Origin of the sequence: Frankia sp. QA3 (genome assembly GCF_000262465.1) — a bacterium.
Taxonomy (GTDB): Bacteria; Actinomycetota; Actinomycetes; order Frankiales; family Frankiaceae; genus Frankia.
On the sequence record NZ_CM001489.1, the window covers coordinates 1,982,568 to 2,002,019 of the forward strand.

General features: G+C 72.3%; 24 protein-coding genes. 20 read left to right on the top strand and 4 right to left on the bottom strand.

What is annotated here, in order from left to right; translation table 11 throughout:
• Nucleotides 1–20: 20 nt before the first annotated feature.
• The 4 genes from FRAQA3DRAFT_RS08005 to FRAQA3DRAFT_RS08020 all read left to right on the top strand — a co-directional run bounded on the left by FRAQA3DRAFT_RS08005 (nt 21) and on the right by FRAQA3DRAFT_RS08020 (nt 4,111).
• Entirely contained in the window at nt 21–518 is a 498-nt protein-coding gene (locus FRAQA3DRAFT_RS08005) for a cobalamin biosynthesis protein (RefSeq protein WP_051054211.1), read from the top strand.
• A 546-nt stretch (nt 519–1,064) separates the two neighbouring features.
• Nucleotides 1,065–1,829, top strand: a complete 765-nt coding sequence (locus FRAQA3DRAFT_RS08010) for an NPP1 family protein (protein WP_035920676.1) — start codon at nt 1,065–1,067, stop codon at nt 1,827–1,829.
• A 633-nt stretch (nt 1,830–2,462) separates the two neighbouring features.
• Complete coding sequence (locus FRAQA3DRAFT_RS08015) at nt 2,463–2,945, top strand: hypothetical protein (RefSeq protein WP_009738565.1); 483 nt, start codon at nt 2,463–2,465, stop codon at nt 2,943–2,945.
• Nucleotides 2,946–3,667: 722 nt separating this feature from the next.
• A complete protein-coding gene (locus tag FRAQA3DRAFT_RS08020; protein ID WP_009738566.1) occupies nt 3,668–4,111 on the top strand; it encodes a protein-tyrosine phosphatase family protein in 444 nt (147 codons plus the stop codon).
• Nucleotides 4,112–4,116: 5 nt separating this feature from the next.
• On the opposite strand, the gene FRAQA3DRAFT_RS08025 is transcribed toward FRAQA3DRAFT_RS08020, so the two are convergent.
• On the bottom strand, nt 4,117–4,545 hold the full coding sequence (locus tag FRAQA3DRAFT_RS08025; protein WP_051054213.1) for an HAD family phosphatase: 429 nt from the start codon (nt 4,543–4,545) through the stop codon (nt 4,117–4,119).
• Between the two features lie 335 nt (nt 4,546–4,880).
• Here FRAQA3DRAFT_RS08025 and FRAQA3DRAFT_RS08030 point away from each other — a divergent pair, with 335 nt between their 5' ends.
• Nucleotides 4,881–5,543, top strand: coding sequence for a precorrin-8X methylmutase (locus FRAQA3DRAFT_RS08030; RefSeq protein WP_009738567.1), 663 nt, complete (start codon nt 4,881–4,883; stop codon nt 5,541–5,543).
• Between the two features lie 37 nt (nt 5,544–5,580).
• On the opposite strand, the gene FRAQA3DRAFT_RS08035 is transcribed toward FRAQA3DRAFT_RS08030, so the two are convergent.
• A complete protein-coding gene (locus FRAQA3DRAFT_RS08035; protein ID WP_009738568.1) occupies nt 5,581–5,940 on the bottom strand; it encodes a helix-turn-helix transcriptional regulator in 360 nt (119 codons plus the stop codon).
• A 397-nt stretch (nt 5,941–6,337) separates the two neighbouring features.
• Here FRAQA3DRAFT_RS08035 and FRAQA3DRAFT_RS08040 point away from each other — a divergent pair, with 397 nt between their 5' ends.
• From FRAQA3DRAFT_RS08040 to FRAQA3DRAFT_RS08080, 8 genes are all read left to right on the top strand, one after another.
• Complete coding sequence (locus tag FRAQA3DRAFT_RS08040; RefSeq protein WP_232291966.1) at nt 6,338–7,234, top strand: NAD(P)-dependent oxidoreductase; 897 nt, start codon at nt 6,338–6,340, stop codon at nt 7,232–7,234.
• Nucleotides 7,235–8,237: 1,003 nt separating this feature from the next.
• A complete protein-coding gene (locus FRAQA3DRAFT_RS08050) occupies nt 8,238–8,504 on the top strand; it encodes a hypothetical protein (protein ID WP_009738571.1) in 267 nt (88 codons plus the stop codon).
• Nucleotides 8,505–8,794: 290 nt separating this feature from the next.
• Nucleotides 8,795–9,034 (top strand): helix-turn-helix transcriptional regulator, encoded by a 240-nt coding sequence (locus tag FRAQA3DRAFT_RS08055; protein WP_198287134.1) that lies wholly within the window; start codon nt 8,795–8,797, stop codon nt 9,032–9,034.
• 4 nt (nt 9,035–9,038) lie between these two features.
• Nucleotides 9,039–9,242 (top strand): hypothetical protein, encoded by a 204-nt coding sequence (locus tag FRAQA3DRAFT_RS08060; protein ID WP_009738573.1) that lies wholly within the window; start codon nt 9,039–9,041, stop codon nt 9,240–9,242.
• 181 nt (nt 9,243–9,423) lie between these two features.
• Nucleotides 9,424–9,804: a VOC family protein gene (locus tag FRAQA3DRAFT_RS08065; protein ID WP_035920680.1), complete on the top strand. Its 381-nt coding sequence runs from the start codon at nt 9,424–9,426 to the stop codon at nt 9,802–9,804.
• A gap of 403 nt (nt 9,805–10,207) precedes the next feature.
• On the top strand, nt 10,208–10,744 hold the full coding sequence (locus tag FRAQA3DRAFT_RS08070; RefSeq protein ID WP_009738575.1) for a TetR/AcrR family transcriptional regulator: 537 nt from the start codon (nt 10,208–10,210) through the stop codon (nt 10,742–10,744).
• Nucleotides 10,741–11,073 (top strand): multidrug efflux SMR transporter, encoded by a 333-nt coding sequence (locus FRAQA3DRAFT_RS08075; protein ID WP_009738576.1) that lies wholly within the window; start codon nt 10,741–10,743, stop codon nt 11,071–11,073. Before FRAQA3DRAFT_RS08070 ends, FRAQA3DRAFT_RS08075 begins: the two co-directional genes overlap by 4 nt.
• A gap of 19 nt (nt 11,074–11,092) precedes the next feature.
• Nucleotides 11,093–11,302: a hypothetical protein gene (locus FRAQA3DRAFT_RS08080; RefSeq protein ID WP_009738577.1), complete on the top strand. Its 210-nt coding sequence runs from the start codon at nt 11,093–11,095 to the stop codon at nt 11,300–11,302.
• A gap of 467 nt (nt 11,303–11,769) precedes the next feature.
• Here FRAQA3DRAFT_RS08080 and FRAQA3DRAFT_RS08085 read toward each other — a convergent pair whose 3' ends face one another.
• Nucleotides 11,770–12,033, bottom strand: a complete 264-nt coding sequence (locus tag FRAQA3DRAFT_RS08085; protein WP_035920682.1) for a helix-turn-helix domain-containing protein — start codon at nt 12,031–12,033, stop codon at nt 11,770–11,772.
• Nucleotides 12,034–12,128: 95 nt separating this feature from the next.
• Between FRAQA3DRAFT_RS08085 and map the strand changes: the two genes are divergently transcribed.
• From map to FRAQA3DRAFT_RS08120, 6 genes are all read left to right on the top strand, one after another.
• Complete coding sequence (map, locus tag FRAQA3DRAFT_RS08090) at nt 12,129–12,899, top strand: type I methionyl aminopeptidase (protein ID WP_009738579.1); 771 nt, start codon at nt 12,129–12,131, stop codon at nt 12,897–12,899.
• A 138-nt stretch (nt 12,900–13,037) separates the two neighbouring features.
• Nucleotides 13,038–14,201, top strand: a complete 1,164-nt coding sequence (locus FRAQA3DRAFT_RS08095; RefSeq protein WP_009738580.1) for an epoxide hydrolase family protein — start codon at nt 13,038–13,040, stop codon at nt 14,199–14,201.
• A gap of 115 nt (nt 14,202–14,316) precedes the next feature.
• The gene (locus FRAQA3DRAFT_RS08100; protein ID WP_009738581.1) at nt 14,317–14,922 is read left to right on the top strand and encodes a GNAT family N-acetyltransferase; all 606 of its coding nucleotides are present in this window, start codon (nt 14,317–14,319) and stop codon (nt 14,920–14,922) included.
• A gap of 498 nt (nt 14,923–15,420) precedes the next feature.
• Nucleotides 15,421–15,798 (top strand): GntR family transcriptional regulator, encoded by a 378-nt coding sequence (locus tag FRAQA3DRAFT_RS08110; RefSeq protein WP_009738582.1) that lies wholly within the window; start codon nt 15,421–15,423, stop codon nt 15,796–15,798.
• Entirely contained in the window at nt 15,795–16,691 is an 897-nt protein-coding gene (locus tag FRAQA3DRAFT_RS08115; protein WP_009738583.1) for an ABC transporter ATP-binding protein, read from the top strand. Before FRAQA3DRAFT_RS08110 ends, FRAQA3DRAFT_RS08115 begins: the two co-directional genes overlap by 4 nt.
• Complete coding sequence (locus tag FRAQA3DRAFT_RS08120; protein WP_009738584.1) at nt 16,688–17,380, top strand: hypothetical protein; 693 nt, start codon at nt 16,688–16,690, stop codon at nt 17,378–17,380. Before FRAQA3DRAFT_RS08115 ends, FRAQA3DRAFT_RS08120 begins: the two co-directional genes overlap by 4 nt.
• A 399-nt stretch (nt 17,381–17,779) precedes the next feature.
• Here FRAQA3DRAFT_RS08120 and FRAQA3DRAFT_RS08125 read toward each other — a convergent pair whose 3' ends face one another.
• On the bottom strand, nt 17,780–18,472 hold the full coding sequence (locus FRAQA3DRAFT_RS08125) for a TetR/AcrR family transcriptional regulator (protein WP_009738585.1): 693 nt from the start codon (nt 18,470–18,472) through the stop codon (nt 17,780–17,782).
• Nucleotides 18,473–18,567: 95 nt separating this feature from the next.
• On the opposite strand from FRAQA3DRAFT_RS08125, the gene FRAQA3DRAFT_RS08130 reads away from it, so the two are divergent.
• Nucleotides 18,568–19,212: an FMN-binding negative transcriptional regulator gene (locus FRAQA3DRAFT_RS08130; protein ID WP_009738586.1), complete on the top strand. Its 645-nt coding sequence runs from the start codon at nt 18,568–18,570 to the stop codon at nt 19,210–19,212.
• The last annotated feature ends 240 nt before the right edge of the window (nt 19,213–19,452 follow it).

The following is a 19,452-nucleotide window of genomic DNA, read 5'->3' on the forward strand; positions in this document are numbered from 1 at the left end:
GCGCGGCCTGAGCCACCCGGATGACGGCCCGCCGCACGACCGACCGCGCCGGCCCGGCGGACGGGTGGACCGCGGCCGATCTGGTCGTCGGGGTGGGCGCGCGGCCCGGGGTCGACGCGGCCGAGATCCTGGCGCTCGTCGACGCGGCGCTGCGGGAGCTCGGCGTGCCGGCGGGCGCGGTGCGCCTGCTGGCCACCGTCGCCGCCCGCCGCGACGAGGCGGGCATCGTCGCCGCCGCCGACCACCACCACTGGCCCGTCGCGGGCTATCCACCGGCGCGCCTCGCCACGGTCGACGTCCCCCATCCCAGCGCCGCCGTGCGGGCCGCACTCGGGCTACCGGGCGTCGCCGAGGCCGCCTGCCTGCTTCCCCTCGACCCGCATCCGGCCGCGCCACGGCCGATCCTGCTGCTGCCCAAACGCGCCGGCCGGCGGGCCACGATCGCCGTCGCCCGCCATCCCACTCCTACGCAGGCGGCCCCATCCCCGAAATCCCCTCCATCTCCGCGCGGTCGCTGAACGGACCCCCGGTAGTAAGCAGCACAAAAACAACGCCAAGCAGTTGATCGTGGCGGGTGCTGTCAGTGCCGGCGCTGTCGCGGACGAGGGTGGTGGCGAAGGGTGTGTCGCAGGACGTGGGGGAGACCTCCAGCCCGGCGTCCCGGCCGGCGGTGCGGATGATGCGCTCGACCGAGCGGACGGACAGGCGCCGGCCCGGCGGGCGGGGAACAGCGCTGGCATCGCCTGGACGGTCGCCCGCGGCCAGGGGGTGCCCGTAGGGCGACTGGACCAGCGCCCGATGAATCAGCCCGCACCCACTTCTCGGACATCAGGACAAATAGCGTCAAGAAGCAGCCAAGTTGCGAAGATGTCACGGCATAACTTTGCTAACTTCCCATCGAAGAGCCCGCGACAGGTGGGCTGCTGATCCTCGGGAGGTTTGCGGTGTCCGCACGCCGCGATCCTGCTCGGCGTCACCTGCGCCGCACCGGCCAGGGCTCCGGCAAGAAAGCGATACGCCCGTTTCGTCCATTACGGGCCATGGTTGGTCCCGTTTCAAAGCTGATGGCGATCACCGGGGTCCTGACGGTCGCGCTGCTTGACGTCACGTCGGTACCGGCCGGCGCGGCAACCCCGTCTCCCCCCAACCGGCTGCCGGCCAACGCGGACAGCTTCGAGCGGGCCTTCCAGCCGGCATACGACTACGACGCCGACGGCTGCTACCCCACCCCTGCGATCGGCCCCACCGGAGCACTGAACAGCGGGCTCAACCCGTCGGGTTCGATCAGCGGTAACTGTCACGATCCAGGTGACCTCGACAACACCAACGGATACTCGCGCTACCACTGCGACAACGGCTGGTGCGCGATCCTCTACGACCTCTACTTCGAAAAGGACCAGGCCACCTTCGCCGGCTTTGCCGACCCCGGCCACCGGCACGACTGGGAACACGTCGTCGTCTGGGTACAGAACAACCAGGCGAAGTACGTCGCCACCTCGGCGCACGACACATTCAACATCTACCCGGCCAACCAGATCCGCTGGACCGGCACCCACCCGAAGATCGTCTACCATAAAGACAGTGTGAGTACGCACTGCTTCCGGCCGGCGAAATCCGGTGACGAGCCGCCGGAGAACGCCTATCACACGTGGCGGTTCCCGGACCTCGTCGGCTGGAACGGCTACCCCGCCGGAATACGTGAAAGGCTGTCCGCAGCCAACTGGGGAAAAGCCACGTTCGGTTTGAATACCAGCGCATTCCACCAGAACCTCGTGAAAGCCAAGCCGAAAGGCGTCACCTTCAACCCGTACAGATCCTTGGGTTTCTAACGAATTTACGTCGATCTTGACCGGTGGGGTGATCAAACCAGGGATTCGACCCAGCACCACCCCGACCACCCGAGGACCCCGGCACCACGCCGGGACCCTCACCTCTGTCCGGACCACGCCCGGCCCGGACACCCGCACGGGCGGTCGTCCGTGGTGATGGTGCCGAGCTGGTAGGTGTCGTCACCGAGGCAGCCTGTCGGCTTCCCGTCGGCTCCGACCCCGCCGGACCGCCACCCGTCCTGGTGCTGCCCAAACGCATCAGCACCCGGGCGACGGTCGCCAGCGCCCGCCACCCACGCGTCAGCGCGTGATGGGAGTCAGCCGGTCTCGGGCGTCCACCGGGGAGTAAAGCCAGCAGATGACCAGGACGGACATCCCGTCATGCCGCCGGGTAGTTCCCAGCAGCATCGGCGGTGCTGGTTGAAGACCAGCAGCAGATGATCACCGTGCCACAGCGCGACCGGGGCGAGAGGCAACGGCGCATCGTCGGCGACGGCGTCCTACCGGGCGCGGTCGAACGCCACGAGCGTGTTTCCCTCGCTATCCATTGCCAGCACGTGCACATCCTCACGGTCCGTTACTCGGACTGGAGCGACGCTCAGTCGCCGTTCTCCGCCATGTCAATGCTCAACTATGACGAACACGCGACGCGTGGCAGTGCTCAACTACCGCTGGGCGGACGACGGGTGGGTGGGGCCCACCGTCATCGGGGCCAGCGGGCTGGTGGTCCTGGGCGCTGTTGTCGCGCTCCGGTGGAAGGTGGAACGCCTGGTCCTCGGGGAACACACCCTGACGCAGGTGAACATGCTCGGTCGTGCGACCGCGATCCAGTTACGAGACCTCGCTCGGGCAACCTTCGTCAGCGTCCGGTACGCGGGCACCCCGGTGGAGTGGGTCGTCCTGGATCTGACGTCGGACGCGGCGCCGGTGAGGTTCGACGGCAAGGTCTGGAACCCTACCGAGTTGCGTCGCTTCCTCGCGGCGTCGGGCGTCGAGATACGTACGGTGGACGAGAGCATCTCGGCGAACGAGTTCCGGTCCATGTTCCCCGACTTCCGCCCGCCCGTCCGGGAACGACTGATCTCGTGGCAGCGGAGTACGATGCAGGTCCCTTGACGTCCTTTCCCGACCGGGGCGGGGCATTCCAACTCCTACACACCCACCGGAGGGGAGGACGGGCAGTGCTGGAGAACGACACGCCGTCTTCCGCCACCGACCAGCACCTGCTCACTGCCCGTCGACGGGCCGAGGAGGCGGTAGCTGCCGCACTCGCCGAACTTCTACCGGCCTCCAGGCAGATCACGGTCACTGTCGGCGTCCCCGACAGCGTCGAACTCGCCCAGGCCCAGAGCTGGCTCGCGGACGGTCAGCTCACCGCGGCCGATGCCAGCCGGCGGCTCGGCGTTGCGGTAGCGGAGCCCGAACTCGTGGGCTGGGTCAGCCAGTGGCCCGTGTCCGCCCAGGGCCTGGGCACCGTTGCGGCCACGTCTGCGTCTCCAGCAACAGACCCTGCCACCCTCGCTGTCGACCTCGCCGACTGGTTGCAACAGTTCCTCGCCGACGGGGGTGTCTCCGCTCCCACCCCGCCGTGCCCGCACCATCCCCATCCGATGCGACCCGTGGTGCACCAGACAGCGCCCTGGTGGGCCTGCCCCGGCGAAGGACTCGTACGAGCCTGGGCCCCGTCATCTGGTGAACCGTTTCGGGGTGGCCGAGGGCGGGAACCGCGACGGAGAACTACGCCGTCGCAGACGCGACCGTGCTGATCAGACGGTCCGGCCTCGGCCCGGCGCCCAGCCGCGACGCCGCTGACGCCGGCAGCTCGGGAGCGTGACGCGGTGAGCGGCCCGCCCCTCACCGGCGCCTTCCAACTCCCGGACGGCTCCTGGGTCCGCGGCCGCGGCCTGCGACATCCGGCCCCGAACGGACAGGTGCCCGACTTCGGCCTCTACCTGGGATCGGGCCGGCTTCGCCAGCGTCACGACGGGGAGCTGCGCTGGCCGCACACATGGATCGACTGGCCCGACTTCCTGCTGCCCCGCGACCGGGACCAGGCCATCGGACACATCCGCGCGCTGCACGAGCAGGCACGCGCCGGCGCAGCGGTCGAGGTCGCCTGCGGAGGCGGCGTCGGCCGTACCGGCACCGTCATCGCCTGCCTCGCCGTCCTGACCGGACTGGACCCGGCGGATGCCGTCGCCTGGACCCGGGAACACCACCACCACCGAGCCGTCGAAACCCCCTGGCAACGCCGCTGGGTGACCCAGTTCCCGAACGGCTGATCTGGTCATCCTCGGACGGCACTCCGGCTTCGTCCATCGAGCTGAGAAGCCGATCCCGCAAGGGGGAGAGCATCCCCATCGGCGACGAGCAGGCGCCGCCAGAGAATGCCGTCGACCTCGGCGAGTGAACGCAGGACCACCTCGGCCTCGTGATAGCCCGCACGATCGACGTACCGTTCCTGCGGCACAGCAACGCAGCGGTAGCCGGCGCTCTTCGCGGACCGCACGCCGTGGCGGGAGTCCTCGATGGCGACACCCTCGGAGGGATCAACGCCAAGCTTTCGAGCGGCGCTGAGATAGATCGCCGGATACGGCTTGCCGAGCTTCTCGTCCTCCGCCGAATACACGAGATCGAACCGTGACAAGAGGTCGAAACGTCCAAGCACGGCATCGATGATCTGGTAGTAGGAGGACGATGCGACCGCGAGCGACACGCCTTTGGAGCGGAAGAAGTCGATCGATATCCCAGCGGCACCGAGGCGGGCCCAAGAGGTAACGATCGGGATGCGGAGGCCGACCGTGAGCGAGTACCAGCACCACCACCAGCTAGAGCATCCCCGGTTTTACGGTGACCAAAAGTGACGAAAGGTCGTGCCTGGCCCCCGAACCCGCGACAGTCGAATACACGGCTCCGCCAGCCTCGACCCCCATGATGGGCACCCGGGGACGCCGCCACAGCCTGGGCGACCGGTGCGGCCAGGGCGGGCAGGGCGGGCAGCGGCGCACACGGGGCGCGGACCGGCAGCGGCGACCCGCGGCGGGAGGGATCATGGCGAGGCGGGAGCCGATCGGCGCGGTCGATCCGGTGGAGCGGATGTCCTACGCGGTCGTGCGCGCCCGGCTGGACACCTCCCGGCTGCCCCGGCTGACCAGGGCCGTGCTGGAACGGGTCGTCCACGCCAGCGCCGATGTGCGCTTCGCCGACGATCTGGTCTGCCGGGAGGACGACCTGCACGCCGGGGTGGAGGCACTGCGCGCAGGGGTCGCGCTGGTCACCGACGTGCCGATGACGGCCCTCGGTCTCGCCGACGACCCCCGCCACCCACCCGACGCCCACGCCCACGCCGCACCGCGCCTGGCCGGGCGGCCGGTGGTGTGCGGCTTCGCCCGCGCCGACCCCGACGTCGCCCGCCGCGACGACCTCAGCCGCCCGGCGGTGGGCGTGGCGCTGTCCGTCGACGAGGTCGGCCCGGGTGCCATCTATGTGATCGGGGCGGCGCCGAGCGCGCTGGAGGAGCTGCTGTCGCTGGCCGACGTGGCCCGCCCGGCGTTCGTGGTCGGGCTTCCCGTCGGTTTCGTCGGGTCGGTGGAGGCCAAGATGGGCCTGCGCGACAGCGGCATCCCCGCCCTGTCGAACCGCTCGGCACGCGGCGGCCCGGCCGTCGCCGCCGCCGCCGTCCACGCCCTGCTGCACACGATCGTCCCCGACTGACCCCGGCCTGCCGGGCCGTCAGCCCGCAGGCGCGGCGTCAGGAGGCGTCCTCGTGCAGGACGAGGTCGAGCAGCCCGGGGAAGCGGTGGTCGAACTCGGCGCGGCGCAGCCGGTTGAACCGGCGGGATCCGGCGTCGCGCTGCTCGAGCAGCCCGGTCGCGCGCAGCACCACGAAGTGATGGCTGCGGGTCGCCGCGCTGACGGGCAGCTCGAAACTGCCGCAGGGCAGCGTCCAGTCCGGGTGGGCGGCCAGCGTGCGCAGAATGCAGCGGCGCACCGGGTCACCGAGGGCGTCGAGAGCCTCCTGCAGACTGACCTGCGCCGGGTCCCGATGGGTCAGGCTCTGCGTGCGCGCCGGCGTTCTGGCCTGCCCGCCGGCGGTCGTCGGCTGCGTCATGACCACCTCTCTGCGGCGCGGGCCGGCGCCGGCGACGCCCTCACCGTGCGACCGTCGCGCCGGATCGCGGCCCTGCCGTCATGGTAAGTCCGCTTCGCGCGCCGGTTGTCGCGCCGGCGGTCCCGGAGGAGCCGCGCCTCGCCGGTGAAAACGGTCGAGGGCCACCGGCATCCGGCACCGGCCGGGGCGCAACCGTGCCCGACGCCGACCCACAGGACGGCACCACCATGCAGAAGCCGTAGGGCACCTCGGCGGTCGGTGACCAGCCGGGAGAACCTGCCGAGCCCGCTTCGACTCGACGGGTCCCTGGAGGGACCGAGAAATGACTCGCTGGACAGGGGCCGGGCTGGTTGGCTGTCGGGCTGTGCGTGTTCTGGTGACCGGAGATCGGGGTCTCGTGGGCACGGCCGTGACCGCGGCGTTGGCCTCGGCCGGACACCAGACGGTGGGATTCGACCTGGTGGACGGGCACGACGTGCGCGACGCTGCCGATCTCGAGCGGATGTCCGAGGGCTGTGACGGGATCGTCCATCTGGCCGCCCTCGACGAGCCGGTCGACGATCCGGACCTGGCGGAGTTCGGACCGACCACCACCGGTACGGACGCGCTGGTGTTTGAGACCAACATGCTCGGGATGAGCAACGTGCTGCGGGCGGCCGAGCGGCATGGTCTGCCCAGGGTGGTCGTCATGAGCAGCGTGGACGTGCTGGGCTGCTTCGGCGGCCGTGGTAAACCGGCGTATCTTCCCCTCGACGACCGGCATCCCGCTCGCCCGGCGGGTGCGTACGGGATGTCGAAATGGCTGGCCGAGCAGATGTGCGAGGCGGCCACCGCCGCGACGGGCGTCTGCACGGTGTGCCTGCGCCCACCTGGAGTGTTCACCGAGGAGATCTACGCCGGAATACGGCGTGCCCGACGAGACGACCCCGCCTTCGAGTGGTCCCCGATCTGGGAGTACGGTGCATTCCTCGACGTGCGGGATCTTGCGTCGGCGGTCGAACGGGCGTTGACCGCTCCGCTTGCCGGGCATCACCGGCTGCTGCTCTGTGCAGCGGATATCTCCTCGGCGCACGACGACGCCCGCACACTGACCAAGCGGCTACTGCCCGACGTCGCATGGCGCGGCGAATCCGCGTATCTCACAGACCCGTTCCGGGCATTGGTCGACACGTCTGGCGCTCGCACGCTGCTGGGCTGGGCACCGCGGCACCACTGGCGACCTTCCCGCGTGGAGTGGACCCGGGCACGGCCGGGCACCACGGCGTCCAGCGCGGGCTTACCTGGTAAGCCCTAGGGGAGGAGCCAGGCAGCGGTGGCAACGAGCACCGGACACGCTGTCGTCCCGGCGGTCGTCGCCGCCCTCGCCGGCCGCGCCCGCCGTGGGATCTGTGTCCAGGCGAGAATGAGCGGATGGGATTTTGGCTCAGGGTACGCAGAACCGTCCTGCGGCAGCTGCCCTGGGGGGCGCTGGTCACGGCTGGGATGTTCGTCATCCGATGGCAGGTTGAGCACGATCCGGCGCTGGAGGCGCTGAAAGGTGCGGTGCTGCTGGGTGTCCGGTGGACCGCCTGGATGGTAGCCGGCACGTTGCTCAGCGACTGGTGGCGTCGCCGGCGAGCGGCCGATAGCGGTAGCGGTCCGACCGACCCCCCACCCCGCACCCCCGCCCCGGGCCGGATCCGCCGGCGCGGCCGCCGGCGCCGCGACCCGATACCCACACCCATCGCTGCTGCTCACCGGGCTGCTACCGGTAGCACGGCCGCTACCGGTAGCGGGCCGGCCGCTACCTCAGTCCACGACCCCGGATACGTACACGACGGCCCATCGCCTGGGCCGGACCAGTACAAAACCGCGCAGTTCGCCACGGATGGCACACGTTTCGGCAGCATCCGACGCATCCCGCTCCGGCGCGCCGGCGCCGGCGCGGGGCTGGCCACCCTCGGGCTGCTCGTCGCCGTCACCGAGGTCGTGGTCGCCGCGATGGGGCTGTAGGCGGACTCCGCAGGGCATCGGATCCGACCCCCACGGCCGGTCAGGCGGAGGCCTGGCCGGCCGGCGGGGCGCCCAGCAGGGCGTCCCGGCCGCGGCGGGTCCGCGGTTGCCGAACGCAGTACCCCCGGCCCGCGGACTCGCGCCTGCCGTTGCCGGCCCGGGACTCGGGCCCGTGCCGGCGGGTCCCCGACGGGCCCTGCCCCGCAGGGATGCTCCCGGGAAACGTCCTCGGGAGCATCCCCAACCCGTACCGACTTCGAACGAGGGTTCGACATTGCGGGGTCGGGTGTGCTCTGCTGGCTGGTGTGGAGCAGGACGGGACGTGGCGGATCGAGGTTGCCTGGGACGGCGAGCATCGCTACGTCGCCGACGTGCTCGGCTGGCGGCTGACCGACGCTCCGGACGAGGCGCGGACCTGGCCGACCCGGCTGCAGGCCGTCCGCGAGGCGAGCGCGTTCGCGCGGGCCCGGGCGTGGCGCTACGAGTACGGCGGCGCCGCCATCGCCCCGGTGCCGACGACCGGCGACCCGGGTCCGACGGCGGGGGAACGGTCCCCGCGACCGTCCCCGTAGGGGATCCACCGAGATACACGGCAGAAAAGGAGCAACCTCCGCCGGTTGCCCGGTTGCCCGGTTGCCTCGACGAAGGGCTGGGAGCCCCACAGGGATGCTCCCGGCCCCGGGGGCACGGCGGCGAGCCTAGTCGGCCAGCGGCCCACCCACCCCTTCGTTGCGGGGTCCAGCGGCCTTGGCGCCTCGTTCGATGTAAAGGCTATTTGACGTCATGACAAGTAGCCTTTACATTGACGATCGTGGGAAGAACGTCCGCGCACGGCAGGCGCAACGGCGTCCGCCGGGCCAGGATCGCCGCCGAGCTGACCCAGGCCGAGCTGGCCACCAGCGTCGGGGTGACGCGCCAGACCGTGGCCGCCGTCGAAGCCGGTGACTACGCCCCGTCGGTCTACCTGGCGCTGGCGATCGCCCGCCGGCTCGGCAGCACGGTCGAGGACCTGTTCGCCGCCGTGCCCACCCCGGAAACCAACCCAACCGCGGACCCGGTCGCGACGCCGAAGGAGGCGTCCGCCGCCACGAAAGGACGGTGACGGCATGGACCAGCAGGTTGACGGCCCCGAGTCCGAGCACTCGGCCACCACGGCGGAACCGGACGGCACTGCCGCACCCGTCGCGCGCCGCGGCGTCAGGATCGACGCGCCGAGTGTCCGGCCCTGGCGGCTGGTGCCGTACTGCGTCATCACGGTGGCGCTGTTCTTCGGGTGGCTGCGGGCCACGGGCGACCAGAACCTCTGGTAGGCGATCCTCGCCTGCGGCGTCTTCGGTGCCCTGCGGGCGTTCCCCGAGGCGGCGATTCGGGTCCGGCACCAGGAGAAGACCCTCGATGGGGACGCGCCGGGTCGGTAGGCTGGACGGCGACGTCGCGTGCCGTCGAGCGCTCCGGTTCCGGCATGGAGGCGTGGTACCGAATGGGGTCGGCATGACCGTTCGTTTCAATCACACCATCGTCGCAGCGCGCGACAGGCACGAGTCGGCAACCTTTCTCAGCCGGCTGCTCTCACTGCCCGAACCGGTACCTGCCGGATATTTTCTAGCCGTGCAACTCGCCGACGGCGTCACGCTGGACTACGTCGACACCGGCGCCGAACTCTCGGCCCAGCACTATGCCTTCCTGGTTTCGGACGATGTCTTCGACGCCGCGATCGAGCGGATCCGGACGCAGGGTGTCGAGCACTGGGCGGACCCGGCGCAACAGCACCCGGGCGAGATCAACACCAACGACGGCGGCCGGGGCGTCTACTTCCAAGACCCGGGCGGCCATTTTATGGAAATCATCACCGTGCCGTACGGCGGCTCCTGACGGTCCACAACCGCACCCCGTCGCGCCATTGGACCACAATTTGACCACAATGTGTCCGAGCATGCCTTCCCCCATCTGGCCCTCGCAACTGGCTGCCGGGCAGCCGAAACGGTCGCCGCCAATCCGGCACCGGTAGACCGGCCAGGTGGCGATGCCGGCGGGCGGTGCCGGCGGGCGGTGCCGGCGGGCGGTGCGGGCCGGCCAGGTGGTGGACGAGGCCGGGTCGACGCCAGATGCGCCAGGATTCGCCGGCCGGCACACCTCGTCACCGCGCGGCGATCACGCTACGGCTGGTCGGGGACGGGACCGGGGGGCCCGCATGCTCGGCTTCACGGGCGGACGCGTGCGTGTCGGCTCGTCCCGATCGACTTGAACTGTACCGTCCAGACGGTACAGTGAGAGCATGGGTGACACGCGAACCCGCCTGCTCGACGCGGCGACGGAAGTCATGCTCACGGCCGGTGTCGAGCAGTTCACGCTCGCCGCCGTAGCCGAACGGGCCTCGGTCAGCAAGGGTGGGTTGCTGTACCACTTCCCGAGCAAGCAGGCGCTCGTGGCCGCCCTCGTCGACCGCCTGGTCAGCCGGTTCGACACCGCGCTGCGCACGGCCGGCCCGCAACCGGGATCGGCCACCAGGGCCTACCTCGCGGAAACCGTCGAGCCCACGGCGACGGCCGTCGGCGCCGACACCGACCGGGTGACCGTCGCCGTGCTGGCCGCCGCCCTGGTCGACCCGGAAACGCTGGCCCCGCTGCGCGAGGTCTACGCGGCGTGGCAACGCCGGCTGGAGGCCGACGGTGTCGACCCCGCCGCGGCGACCGCCGTCCGACTGGCGGTCGACGGCTGGTGGCTTGCACGGCTGCTGGATCTGGCGCCCCCGACCGGCGACGTCCACGAGCGGACCTACGCCCTGCTGGCACACCTGATCGAGCGGACATGACCACGGCCTGGCTGGCCCTCGGCGGCGCGATAGCGCTGGAGATCATGAGCACGCTGTCGCTGCGCAGCCTGGCGGCGGGCTGGCAGCCGCTGGCGACCGTCGGCGTCGTCGTCGGCTACGTCGGCGCCTTCTCCTGCCTGGCGCTGGCCCTGCGCGGGCTCAACGTGGGCGCGGCCTACGCCATCTGGTCGGGTGTCGGCACCGCCGGCATCACCCTGCTCGCCGCCGTGCTCTACGACGAGCGCATCACGCTGGTCGCCGCCGGCGGCATCGGCCTGATCGTCGCGGGTGTCGTCCTGCTCACCATCGGTGGAGCCACGCACGGCTGAGGGCCAGACCAAACGTCCGATGCCGGTGACCGACGTCAACTTCATGATCGACTGGGCGGTCGGCGAGCCGATGACCTGGGCTGCCGGGGACCGAACGATCCTCGACGCCGCCGACCACCTGGACCCCACCGACACCGGCCTGCGCGCCCGCCAACTCCGCGACACCGCCCAGGCGATCCTGCGCGGCCCCGACGTCAAGACCCCCACCGAGGCCGTCTCGGGCACCTGACCCCACCCGCCCGCGGCCTCGACCGGCACTCGCCGGCCGGGGCCGTTGCCGTGCTGGCGAGGGCCAGCAGCGGCACGAGTGGCGCCTGCCCGCGGCTGTCAGCGACGCGGCGCCGCACCGGCACCGAACCGCGCCCTCATCACGTCGCGGATGGTGATCGCGATGGGCCGCCACAGGATGCGCTGCGCCCAGCGGGCGGGCTCGACGACGACAGCGACGAGCTGAACGGTGCGGGGAAGGTGTCGCCGCCCAGCGGGGGCTCACTCCCGGCGTCCACCCCGGATACCAGCAGCGGCCGACCCGATCGCGCCGAAACACCTCAGGCGCCGCCGCGGTATGGGCGCCGCCGCGGACCTGACCCGGGTGGGGTCCTAGTCGAGGACGCTCTGCCTGGACGAGTAGGTCGAAGTCCGGGCTGGTGGTTCGTGTCTGGTGGTTCGTGCCTGGTGGTTCGTGGCGGTTTTCTGTTAGTCGAGGGCGCTCAGTGCCGCCGGGTCGCAGGCGTCGGCCAGCAGGTCCAGGGACAGGCCGAGGACTCCGGCGAGCGCGGCGACGGTGAAGAACGCCGGCGTCGCGATCCGCCCGGCCTCGATCTTGCGTAACGTCTCCGGGGACATCCCGGCGGCGGCGGCGACCTCGACCATGCTGCGCTCGCCGCGCGCGGCCCGCAGCAGCACCCCCAGCCGCTCGCCACGCTCGCGTTCCGCTCTGGTCAACGGCGTGCGCACCATACCCGTGATAGTAATGCCGGTATAGTAATTGGGTGCGGGTCCGGCGGGTGCCGTCGGCATGGCGTCAGCCGGTACCGGCGGGGAAGGTGGTCGCGATGGTGGAGCTGAAGTCGGCCGCGGCGATCGAGGCGATGGCCGCCGCCGGGGCGGTCGTCGCCCGCGCGCTGCGCGCGACCCGCGCCGCCGCCGCCGTCGGGATCACCCCCCGCGAACTCGACGCGGTCGCGCACGCGGTGATCCGCGACGCCGGCGCCATCCCGGTGTTCCTGCACTACCATCCCGGTTTCGCCCCGACGCCGTTCCCCGCGGTCATCTGCGCCTCGGTCAACGACGTCATCGTCCACGGCATCCCCAGCGACACCCCGCTGCGCGACGGCGACCTGGTCAGCATCGACTGCGGCGCCGAACTCGACGGCTGGGTCGGCGATGCCGCGATCAGCTTCACCGTCGGCACCCCCCGCCCCGGCGACGCAGCCCTCATCGACACCACCGCCGCGGCGCTGGCCGCCGGCATCGCCGCCGCCGTCCCCGGCGGCCACCTCGGCGACATCGCCGCCGCCATCGGCCGGGTCGGCCGCGCCGCCGGCTACGGCATCCCCCGCGGCTTCGGCGGGCACGGCATCGGCCGGCGCATGCACGAGGACCCCAGCGTGCCCAACGACGGCTGGCCCGGATGGGGCATGCCGCTGTCCGCCGGGCTGGTCCTCGCCCTGGAGCCGATGTTCTGCGCCGGTGGCCGCGACAGCTACCGCACCGCGGCCGACGGCTGGGCGCTGCACACCGCCGACGGCAGCCGCGCCGCCCACGTCGAGCACACCGTCGCCATCACCGCCGACGGGCCGCGCATCCTCACCACCACCGTCTGACCAGCCCTCGCCTGACGCAGGTGGCACCCGGTCCGTTGCGGGTCGGCGCCGCGGCGGTCGATAGTCGGAACTGGCCGTCACGGCACCCGCCGCCGGCCGATGATCACCCATCCGACCCGGACCCCTCGGAGCGTGCCCATGACGTCGCCGTCACCCGCACTGCAGCCCTTCACGATCGACGTTCCCGACGCGGTCCTCGACGATCTGCGCCAGCGGCTGCGCCGGACGCGGTGGACCGAGCAGATCCCCGGCACGGGCTGGGACCTGGGCACCGACGTGGACTACCTGCGCGGGCTGTGCGCCTACTGGGCGGACGGGTACGACTGGCGCGCCGCCGAGGCCCGCCTCAACCACTGGCCGCACCTGCGCACCGTCATCGACGGCACCACCGTGCACGCCCTGCACGCCCGCTCGCCGCATCCGGGGGCGGTGCCGCTGCTGCTCACCCACGGCTGGCCCGGGTCGATCGTGGAGTTCGGCGGGGTCATCGACCGTCTCGTCGACCCGCCGTCCTACGGCGGCGACGCCGCCGACGCCTTCCACGTCATCTGCCCGTCGCTGCCCGGCTACGGCTGGTCCGGGCCGACGGTCGAACGCGGCTGGCACGTGCGCCGCATCGCCGACGCCTGGGCGGAGCTGATGACCCGCCTGGGCTACGACCGCTTCGCCGCCCAGGGCGGCGACTGGGGCGGGGCCATCACCGCCCATCTGGGCGCCTACCATCCCGACCGGCTGTACGGCATCCACCTCAACCTGGTCCCGCCGCCGCCGATGACCCGCGACGAACGCGCCAACCTCACCCCCGAGGAGATCGCCGACCTCGACTTCGCCCGCCGCTTCGCCCAGTACGAGACCGGCTACCAGGCCATCCAGGGCACCAAGCCGCAGACGCTCGCCCACGCGCTGGCCGACTCCCCGGCGGGGCTCGCGGGCTGGATCGTGGAGAAGTTCCGCACCTGGTCGGACTGCGACGGCGACGTGGAGAAGGCGATCAGCCGCGACGACATCCTCACCAACATCACCATCTACTGGGTGACGGAGACGATCGGCTCGTCGATCCGGCTGTACTACGAAACGCGCGCCGCGGGCCTGCTCGGCGCCCCCGAACGGCAGGTCAGCACCCCCACCGGGGCGACGATCTTCCCGAAGGAGATCTACCGGCCGGCGCGCGCCGTCATCGCCCGCCACTACAACCTGCGGCGCTGGACCGTGCAGCCCCACGGCGGCCACTTCGCCGCCCTCGAACAGCCCGAGCTGTTCACCGCCGACGTCACCGCCTTCTTCCGCACCCTGCGCCCCTGACCCCACGGCCGGGCAACCGGCGGCGGGACCACCGTGCCCCATCGCCGGCGCCCCGCTTGCGCACCCGCGCCGAAAACATGGTGACGGCTCACGGCGGGGCCGCCAGGCTCACGGCATGAACCGCACCCCCGGCGGCCCCGCCCCGGCGCCGCCCCCCAGCCCCGCAAGGCCCGATCACCCCACGCTGCCCGGCGAGCTGCGCTGGCGGCATCCACGCGGCGCCGACCAGGCGCGGGTGCTCGCCGTGCTGGACGACTGGTGGGGCGGCTTCGGCGGCGAGGCCGGTTCCCGGCAGCGGGCCCTGCTGCTGCCGCGGCTGTTCTTCCAGCACTTCGCCGACACCTCCGTGTTCGGTGAGGCCGCCGACGGCCGGCTGACGGCCTTCCTTATCGGTTTCCGCTCCGCCGCGCAGCCCGACGCCGCCTACATCCACTTCGTCGGTGTCGACCCGGCCCTGCGCCGCCGCGGCGTGGCCGCCGGGCTGTACCGGTGGTTCTTCGCCCAGGCCGCCGCCGGCGGCGCGCGGCGCGTCGATGCGATCACCAGCCCGGGCAACGCCGCCTCCGTGGCCTTCCACACCGCGCTGGGCTTCCGCATCATCCCGGGGCAGCGCACGGCCGACGTCGACGTCCAGACCGACTACGACGGGCCGGGCCTGCACCGCGTCGCCTTCACCCGCCCCCTCACCCCGGCCGACACCGCGCCGGCGGCTCCGTCCTGAACCGCCGCGCGAGACTGGGATTCCGTCAGGACAGGCGCCGGGTTTGTCGAAGGCCACCGCCAGGGACTGGATGGGGCTGCCAGCGCCGGGAGGGCCGGATCCCCGGAAGCCTTCGAGGTTCGCCGCAGTGATCGTGCTGGTGGCCTCGGCGGGTGCGATGAGGTGGGGCCGGACCCACGACGGCATGGCGATCTGGACGGCGACGAAGACGGCGAGGGTGCCCGCCATGGCGGGCACGGCGCGGCGGATGAGGACGCCGGCGGTGACGCCGAGAGTGAAGGCGAAGGCGGCATGGCCGAGGGGGGCGATGCCGCGCGCGTCGAACATCACGGGTGCAGGCCGAGGGAAGGCGAACACCCCGCTGCCGGCACGCCGCCCGGACCACCTCGGGTCGACCTACCGCGGCCGCCCCGGCCGTCCTTGACAGATCTTGCCTCCTCGGTACATTAGTCAAGTAACTAACCGACGAACGTGAGTCACCAGCGAGGGGGAGTGAATGTGCTCGATGACGCCACACCGCTGTTCACTCAGATCGCCCAGCGGCTGGCCGAGGAGATCGCCGACGGCGCCCTCGCCGAGGGCGAACGGGTGCCCTCGACCAACGAGCTGGCCGCCTACTACCGGATCAATCCGGCCACCGCGGCCAAGGGCCTGGGCGTGCTGACCGACGACGGGCTGCTGGAGAAGCGCCGGGGCATCGGCATGTTCGTCGCGCCCGGCGCCCGCGGCCGCCTGCTCGACGAGCGCCGCCGCCGTTTCACCGAGCGCTACGTGCAGCCGTTGGTCGCCGAGGCCGGCCGGCTCGGCATCGACCCCGACGAGCTGGTGGCGCTGATCCGGCAGGCCAGCCACACCCCAGGAGGCATCACCCTGTGACGGCCACGATCACGGTGAGCGGCCTGACCCGCCGCTACCGCCACCACCTCGCCCTCGACGACGTCGGACTCACCGTCGACGGGCCGTCCATCACCGGGCTGGTCGGCCGCAACGGCGCCGGCAAGACCACGTTGCTGCGCATCGTCGCCGCGCAGGAGCTTCCCACCGCCGGGCGGGTGCTCGTGTTCGGCGCCAGCCCGATCGAGAACGACGCCGTCCTGCGCCGCATGGTGTTCGTGCGCGAGGACCAGACCTTCCCCGACATCAAGGTCCGCGACGCCCTGAAGGCGGCGTCGTGGTTCCATCCCCACTGGTGCGGCGAGCTGGCCGAGACGCTGATCGGCGAGTTCGACCTGCCGACCGACCGGGCGATCAAACGGCTGTCCCGGGGGATGCGCTCGGCACTGAGCATCGTGATCGGCCTGGCCGCACGGGCCGAGGTCACGCTGTTCGACGAGCCCTACGCCGGCCTCGACGCCGTCGCCCGCCGCCTGTTCTACGACCGGCTGCTCGCCGAGTACGCCGAGCACCCCCGCACGGTGCTGCTGTCCACCCACCTGATCGACGAGGTCGCCGGCCTGCTGGAGCGGGTGGTGATGATCGACCGCGGACGGGTCGTCCTCGACGCCGCCGCCGACGACATCCGCGGCGAGTGGACGACCGTGAGCGGCCCGAGCGCCGCGGTGGAGCAGCTCGTCGCCGGGCGCCCCACCCGCGGCCGCCGCCGGATCGCCTCCCAGGAGTCCGTCATCGTCGCCGGGGCCCTCGACGACATCGACCACCTGCGCGCCCGCGAGCTGCACCTGCGCGTCGAACCCCTGTCGCTGCAGCAGGTGGTCGTCCAGGCCTCGAATCCGGCCGCCGAGGAACCGAACGACAGGACGCACGCATGACCACCTGGCGCATCATGATCACTATCGCCCGCTACCACCTCCTGCAACGGCTCCTCTACCTCGTGCTGCCCTGGGCCATCCTGGCGTTCAGCTTCGCCGTCAACCTGGTCATCTCCGCCGAGCTGCCACCCAACACGAACCGCTCCGGCGGCCTGGCCACGATCTACGTCTACGTGTTCGCCGGCGGGCTGCTCGCCACCGTCCGGTCCCTGCCGTTCGGGCTCGCCCTCGGGGTCAGCCGGCGCTCCTACTACCTGGGGACCGCCGGGCTCGGCGTCGTCCTCGCCGCCGTCTACGGACTCGCCCTCACCGCGGCGCAGGCCCTCGAGCGGGCCACCGGCGGATGGGGCGTGACCCTGCACTTCTTCGAGCTGAGCTACCTGCTCGACGGGCCGTGGTATCTGACCTGGCTGACCTCGTTCGTGGGCCTGGTGCTGCTGTTCGTCCACGGCATGTGGTTCGGGCTCGTCTACCGGCGCTGGAACCTCACCGGCCTGGTCGCCTTCATCGCCGGGCACATCAGCACGCTGCTCGCCGCCGCACTCGTCGTGACCTGGACCCACACCTGGGCAGGCATCGGCGACTTCTTCACCGCCCTGAGCGCCGCCGGACTGACCGGCGTGCTCGCCGCCCTCGCCGCCGCGCTGCTCGCCGGCGGATTCACCACGATCCGCCGGGTCACCGTCTGATCGCCCGCGACGAGCGGCACGGCGCCGGCGTGGCCCAAGGCGGCGGCACTCCAGACGCGGACGGGCGCCGGGCGCATGGCGCCTCCGGCGATCCCGACGAGCACGCGCCGGGGCAGCCGGCGGCCGCTGTGGGCCAGCAGCGCGTTGCGCCGCCCGTCGACGACGACCGGTCGGCCCCGCTCCAAGGCGCGCAACGCGCAGGCCACCACCTGCTCGGGTGTGCGCAGCGCGCCGATGCCCGTCGACGCCCCGGTGATGACAGCGGTCTGTCCCTGCAGATCCATCGGCATCTCCAGACCATCCGGTCGGGTTGTTGGGGCAGGCGTGCGGCAACGGCCCTGGCGTGGGGCCTTGCGAGACGAGCGGCGGGCGAGCGGCCACCGGTGCGCCCGGGCAAGGTCACCCGCCGGGGCGCACCGGCACCACCCGAGGGCCCGGCAGCGACGCAGGCGAGCCCGCCGCGCCCCGGCCGCCGCACAGCGCCAGGTCGACGAGGCTGACCAGCACCCGCGCCCGCTCGGCGAAGAGGGCCGAGGCCCCGGGCCGTCGAAGGACGTCGGTGAGCGACCTCAGCCCGTCGAACGCGGCGACGAGCACCGCCGCGAGGGCGTCGGCGTCCACCTCCGCACGCAGGTCACCCTCGGCCTGCGCGCGGCGCACGACGCCCGCGAGCAGCGCCACCCAGGCCGTCATCGGCTCGCGCACCCGCGTGGTGAGCTCCGGTTCGGCGGCGAGCTCGCGGGCCAGGCGGGTGACACTCCACGCCGCCGGGTCGCGCTCGATCAGCTCGACCATCACCGGGACCATGGCGAGCAGCTCGTCGACGGCCCGCTCCCGGCCCGCCAGCGCCGCGGCGACCCGGTCGAGGAAACGGGTCTTCTGCTCGGCGAGCACGGCGAGCGCGAGCTCGGCCTTGGAACGGAAGTAGAAGTAGAACGCGCCCTTGGTCAGCCCGCAGGCGTCGATCAGCTGCGCCATCGTCGTCGCGGCGTAGCCATGCTCGGCGAACACCACCGCCGCCGTGCGCAGCAGGTAGGCCCGGGTCGCCTCACCCTTGGCCGTCGCCGGGACCATCGGCGCCGCATCACCCATGCACCCCACACCAAACCGACCGAGCGGTATGTCAACGGACGGGGTCACGCCCACCGGCCGGCCCCGAAGCCCGGCCCCGCGGTAGCGTGATCGCGATGTACATACCGGCGCCGTTCGCGGCCGACGCCGAGACCATCGGCGCAATCCTCGCGCATCCCGGCGCGGCCGATCTCGTCACCGTCACCCCCGCGGGGCCGCTCGCCTCGGTCGTGCCGTTCGTGCTGGACCCCGCCCGCGGCCCACACGGCGCGCTGCTCGGCCACCTCGCCCGCGGCAACGACCAGTGGCGCACCGGCCGCGACGGGCCGGCCCTGGTCATCGTGGGCGGCCCCGACGCCTACGTCTCCCCGTCCTGGTATGCCGCCAAGGCCGAGCACGGCCGCGTCGTACCCACCTGGGACTACGTGCGGGTCCACGTCCACGGGCGGCTGCTCGTGCACGACGACCCGGTCTGGCTCGCCGACGTGCTGCGCCGCCTCATCGACACCCACGAGGCCGCGCAGGCCGAGCCCTGGTCCCTCGACGACGCCCCGCGCGACTACCTCGCCGGGATGCTGCGCGCGGTCGTCGGCGTCGAGGTGCTCATCGACCGCGTCGAGGCGGCGGTGAAACTCAGCCAGAACCGTCCACCCGGCGACGTCGACGCAGTCCTCGCCGGGCTGCGCGCCCGCGGCGAGCACGCCACCGCCGACGCCGTCGCCCGCCACCGCCGGCGGGCCGCGCCGACCGCCGGCGGGTGATACCCGCTCGGGTGGGTCGAGGGCGGCGCGGCGAAGCCGGTATGCCCCACCGGCCAGGTCCACACCCGCGCCCGCGACCCGGCGGCACCCACCCGAGTCACCCACCCCGCACCCACCCGGCGCCCACGTGGGCCCGCCCGCGCCCACGCCGGCCCTGACCAGGTCCGCGGCCGAATCCGCGGCCGACTCCGCGCCGGATGCACCCGGTCCGATCGGGCCCCCCACAGCCCCACTACACGC

Bases quoted from the DNA above. Each gene is read 5' to 3' on its own strand.
- FRAQA3DRAFT_RS08005 (WP_051054211.1), top strand. From the start codon at position 21: ATGACGGCCCGCCGCACGACCGACCGCGCCGGCCCGGCGGACGGGTGG.
- FRAQA3DRAFT_RS08010 (WP_035920676.1), top strand. From the start codon at position 1,065: ATGGCGATCACCGGGGTCCTGACGGTCGCGCTGCTTGACGTCACGTCG.
- FRAQA3DRAFT_RS08015 (WP_009738565.1), top strand. From the start codon at position 2,463: ATGACGAACACGCGACGCGTGGCAGTGCTCAACTACCGCTGGGCGGAC.
- FRAQA3DRAFT_RS08030 (WP_009738567.1), top strand. From the start codon at position 4,881: ATGGCGAGGCGGGAGCCGATCGGCGCGGTCGATCCGGTGGAGCGGATG.
- FRAQA3DRAFT_RS08035 (WP_009738568.1), bottom strand. From the start codon at position 5,940: ATGACGCAGCCGACGACCGCCGGCGGGCAGGCCAGAACGCCGGCGCGC.
- FRAQA3DRAFT_RS08060 (WP_009738573.1), top strand. From the start codon at position 9,039: ATGGACCAGCAGGTTGACGGCCCCGAGTCCGAGCACTCGGCCACCACG.
- FRAQA3DRAFT_RS08065 (WP_035920680.1), top strand. From the start codon at position 9,424: ATGACCGTTCGTTTCAATCACACCATCGTCGCAGCGCGCGACAGGCAC.
- FRAQA3DRAFT_RS08070 (WP_009738575.1), top strand. From the start codon at position 10,208: ATGGGTGACACGCGAACCCGCCTGCTCGACGCGGCGACGGAAGTCATG.
- FRAQA3DRAFT_RS08075 (WP_009738576.1), top strand. From the start codon at position 10,741: ATGACCACGGCCTGGCTGGCCCTCGGCGGCGCGATAGCGCTGGAGATC.
- FRAQA3DRAFT_RS08080 (WP_009738577.1), top strand. From the start codon at position 11,093: ATGCCGGTGACCGACGTCAACTTCATGATCGACTGGGCGGTCGGCGAG.
- FRAQA3DRAFT_RS08085 (WP_035920682.1), bottom strand. From the start codon at position 12,033: ATGGTGCGCACGCCGTTGACCAGAGCGGAACGCGAGCGTGGCGAGCGG.
- map (WP_009738579.1), top strand. From the start codon at position 12,129: ATGGTGGAGCTGAAGTCGGCCGCGGCGATCGAGGCGATGGCCGCCGCC.
- FRAQA3DRAFT_RS08095 (WP_009738580.1), top strand. From the start codon at position 13,038: ATGACGTCGCCGTCACCCGCACTGCAGCCCTTCACGATCGACGTTCCC.
- FRAQA3DRAFT_RS08100 (WP_009738581.1), top strand. From the start codon at position 14,317: ATGAACCGCACCCCCGGCGGCCCCGCCCCGGCGCCGCCCCCCAGCCCC.
- FRAQA3DRAFT_RS08120 (WP_009738584.1), top strand. From the start codon at position 16,688: ATGACCACCTGGCGCATCATGATCACTATCGCCCGCTACCACCTCCTG.
- FRAQA3DRAFT_RS08125 (WP_009738585.1), bottom strand. From the start codon at position 18,472: ATGGGTGATGCGGCGCCGATGGTCCCGGCGACGGCCAAGGGTGAGGCG.
- FRAQA3DRAFT_RS08130 (WP_009738586.1), top strand. From the start codon at position 18,568: ATGTACATACCGGCGCCGTTCGCGGCCGACGCCGAGACCATCGGCGCA.